Here is a 4191-nt window from a genome sequence, read left to right on the forward strand (position 1 = left end):
GGGTTGATGGATCCGATGTTGGAGGATTTCCGGCGGGTTGCTGCTGGGGTGGAGTATCGCGAGCCGAGTGTGCCGGTTGTTTCGAACGTGACTGGCGCGGTCGCCGGCATCGGTGAGTTGGCGACTCCTGAGTATTGGGTGCGGCATGCGCGTGAGGCTGTGCGTTTTGCTGATGGGGTGCGGGCAGCCCGTGCCATGGGTGTGGACACGTTCTTGGAGTTGGGTCCTCATGCGGTGTTGACGGCGATGGCCAGCCAGTGCCTCGACGACGCGGATGACACGAGCGATGCGGGCGCCGCGGGCGGCCTGGGCAGCAAGGGTGATCTGGCGTTTGTGTCTGCTCTGCGTCGTGATCGGTCGGAGGCCGAGACGTTCGCCACCGCACTCGCCACCCTCTACGTTCGGGGCACCGAGGTCGACTGGGCCGCGCCGCACCGAAAGGGCGGCGCCCGGCGGATCGATCTGCCCACGTACCCCTTCCAGCGGGACCGCTACTGGCTGGACCCCGCCCCTGCCGCGGCGCTCACCGCCGCGGTCGTCGGTTCGGCCGAGGCCACTGCGACGTCGACGGCCACCCAGGGCCCGGCTCAGGAGACGTCCGGGCTCCGCTACCGCGTCGCCTGGCAGGCCGCCACCACGGATCGCGTCGCCGCCCGCTCGGCGGGTCGCGTGCTGCTGCTCACATCGGACGGCAACGCAACCAACGACGCAACCAACGACGCAACTGACGACGCAATCGAGGGCGCGACCAAGGGCGCGACCAAGGACGCGGCCAACGACGCGACCGACGCCGGGCTCACGGCCGCGATCGCACGCGAACTCGCCCTGCGCGGCGCCGAGGTCCACACCGCGGTGGTGCCGGTCGGCACCGGTCGGGAGGCTGCCGCACACCTCCTACGCGCCGCCGGTGACGGCGCCGCACGCAGCACGCTGGTCCTGTGGCTCGCCCCGGACGAGCCCGACACGGCCGACGCCGTCGCGCTGATCCAGGCCCTGGGAGACACGGGTCCCGATGCCCCGCTCTGGATCGCCACGCGCGAAGCGGTGGCCGTCCAGCCGGGTGAGGCACCGTCCGTCGCCGGGGCGCAGCTCTGGGGACTGGGGCAGGTCGCGGCCCTCGAACTGGCCCAGCACTGGGGTGGTTTGGTGGATCTGCCCCGTGATCCGTCGCCCGCCGCGCTCCGCGCGCTCGTCGGAACGCTGCTCGCCGAGGGCGAGGACAACCAGATCGCGGTGCGGCCCTCCGGAGTGCACGTCCGCCGGGTGGTCCCCGCATCCGCCCCCGTCAGGGACACGCAGACCCCACAGGTCGAACCGGCCGTCCAGACCCCCCAGGCCACCCAAGCAGCACGTGCCTCTCAGGCCGCACGCGCCTCTCAGGCTGCGCAGGACGGTCGGTCCGAGGGGTCCACCCCGGGAAATCGACACCCCTCCGGCACCGTACTGATCACCGGCGGCACCGGTGCCCTCGGCGCACAGGTGGCCCGCAGGCTCGCCCGAGCGGGTGCCTCGCATCTGCTGCTGGTAGGCCGCCGCGGAGCGGCCGGCCCCGGAGTGAGCGAACTCGTCGAGGAGCTCACTGCGCTCGGCACCGAGGTGACCGTCGCGGCCTGCGACGCCGCCGACCGCGACGCGCTCGCCGCGCTGCTCGCGGGCCTTCCCGGCGACCGGCCTCTCACCGCCGTACTGCACGCGGCAGGCGTACTCGACGACGGCGTGCTCGACGCGCTCACCCCCGAGCGGATCGATGCCGTACTGCGCGCCAAGGTCACCGCGGCCCGCCACCTGGACGAGCTCACCGCCGACCTCCCGCTGGACGCCTTCGTGCTCTTCTCCTCCATCGTCGGGGTGTGGGGCAACGGCGGGCAGGCCGGCTACGCGGCGGCCAATGCCGCGCTCGATGCCCTGGCGCACCGGCGCCGGGCCCGGGGACGGCGCGCCACCTCGATCGCCTGGGGGCCGTGGGCCGGCGCCGGAATGGCGGCCGGAACGGGTTCCACGTCCTTCGAGCGGGACGGCATCGAGGCCCTGGACCCCGAGCGTGCGCTCGACGCGCTGGACGACGCAGTCCGCGCCGGCGAGACGACCGCGGCCGCCGAGACCTCTCTGATCGTCGCCGACGTGGACTGGGACACCTTCGTCGGGCGTTCCGTCACCCGCCGCGGCTGGGCGCTGTTCGACGGTGTGCCGGCCGCCCGTTCCGCCCGTTCCATCCGTTCCGCCCGTTCCGCGCGTTCCGCCCAGGACCGTTCCTCGCACGTCGCTGGGGAGCGGCCGGGTCACGGTGGCCCCGGCGGGAGCGGAGGCGAAGGGGACGAGGGCCGGCCGTGGCTCGCCGCCGGCCTCTCCTCGACGGAGCGGCGGCGGTCGCTGCTCGACCTGGTGCGCTCCGAGGCCGCCGAGATCCTGCGCCACGGCTCGGCCGCCGCGGTCGACCCGGAGACCGCGTTCCGGGCCGCCGGCTTCGACTCCCTCACGGTGCTCGAACTGCGCAACCGCCTGACCGCCGCCACCGGCCTGAAGCTCCCGAGCACCCTGCTGTTCGACCACCCGAACCCGACCGCCCTGGCCGGCCACCTGCACGACGAACTGTTCGGTGCGGACAGCGAAGCGGAGGCCGCCGCGAACACCCCCACCCGAGGCACCGCCGACGCGCACGAGCCGATCGCGATCGTCGGCATGGCCTGCCGTTACCCGGGCGGGGTCGCGTCGTCGGAGGACCTGTGGCGCCTGGTGGCCGAAGGCGGGCACGCGATCTCCCCGTTCCCCACTGATCGCGGTTGGGACGCGGAGGGGTTGTACGACCCGGAGCCGGGTGTGCCGGGCCGCAGCTATGTGCGTGAGGGCGGTTTCCTGCATGGGGCGGCCGAGTTCGATGCGGAGTTCTTCGGTGTCTCGCCGCGTGAGGCGGCGGCGATGGATCCGCAGCAGCGGTTGCTGTTGGAGACGTCGTGGGAGGTGTTGGAGCGGGCCGGGATCGTGCCGGACGCGCTGCGCGGTACCCGTACCGGCGTCTTCACGGGCATCTCCCAGCAGGACTACGCGAGCCAGTTGGGCGACGCCGCCGAAACCTACGGCGGTCATGTGCTCACCGGGAACCTCGGCAGCGTCGTCTCGGGCCGGGTCGCCTACACGTTGGGCCTTGAGGGGCCGGCGCTGACCGTGGACACGGCGTGTTCGTCGTCGTTGGTGGCGTTGCATCTGGCGGTGCAGTCGTTGCGGCGTGGTGAGTGCGATATGGCGTTGGCGGGTGGCGTGACGGTGATGTCGACGCCGACGGTGTTCGTGGAGTTTTCGCGGCAGCGTGGGTTGGCGTCGGATGGGCGGTGCAAGGCGTTCGCGGAGGGTGCGGACGGTACGGCGTGGGCTGAGGGCGCTGGTGTGCTGCTTGTTGAGCGGTTGTCGGATGCGCTGCGTCATGGTCACCGGGTGCTGGCGGTTGTTCGTGGTACTGCCGTCAATCAGGACGGGGCGAGCAATGGGCTGACGGCGCCGAGTGGTCCGGCGCAGCGGAAGGTCATCCGTGATGCGTTGGCCGATGCGGGTGTGACTGGTGCCGAGGTGGACGCCGTCGAGGCGCACGGCACCGGTACGGCGCTGGGTGATCCGATCGAGGCGGGTGCGCTGCTGGCCACGTATGGGCGTGAACGGGCGGGTGATCCCCTGTGGTTGGGGTCGTTGAAGTCCAACATCGGGCACACTCAGGCGGCTGCCGGTGTCGCCGGTGTGATCAAGATGGTGGAGGCGCTGCGGCACTCCACGCTGCCCCGCACCCTCCATGTCGACGCCCCCTCGTCCAAGGTCGAATGGGGCGAGGGATCCGTGGAGTTGCTGACGGAGGAGCGGTCTTGGCTCCGGCGGGAGGATCGTCCGCGTCGGGCGGCTGTCTCGGCCTTCGGTGTCAGCGGCACCAATGCTCATGTTGTTCTTGAGGAGCCGCCGGTCGAGGTCGAGGTTGAGGTTCAGGCCGCGGTTGTGGCCGAGGTCGAGGCTGGGGTTGTGGCTGCGGCCGATGTTGAGGCCGATGTTGAGGCCGATGTTGAGGCCGGGGCCGATGTTGGGGTTGGTGGCGCTTCGGTGGTTTCTTCCGTTGTGTTGTGGCCGTTGTCGGCTCGTTCGGGTGGGGCGTTGCGGGCGCAGGCGGTGCGGTTGCGTGAGCACGTGGGGCGGGTTGATGCCGATCCGGTGGAT

At 71.7% G+C, this 4191-nt stretch carries 1 protein-coding gene; it reads left to right on the top strand.

Annotated elements, in window-relative coordinates; translation table 11 throughout:
- Nucleotides 1–15 precede the first annotated feature (15 nt).
- Nucleotides 16–4191: SDR family NAD(P)-dependent oxidoreductase (locus AB0C96_RS42905; RefSeq protein WP_362925723.1), on the top strand; the 4176-nt coding region annotated here is incomplete at its 3' end.

This window comes from Streptomyces sp. NPDC048506 (genome assembly GCF_040651315.1).
Taxonomy (GTDB): Bacteria; Actinomycetota; Actinomycetes; order Streptomycetales; family Streptomycetaceae; genus Streptomyces.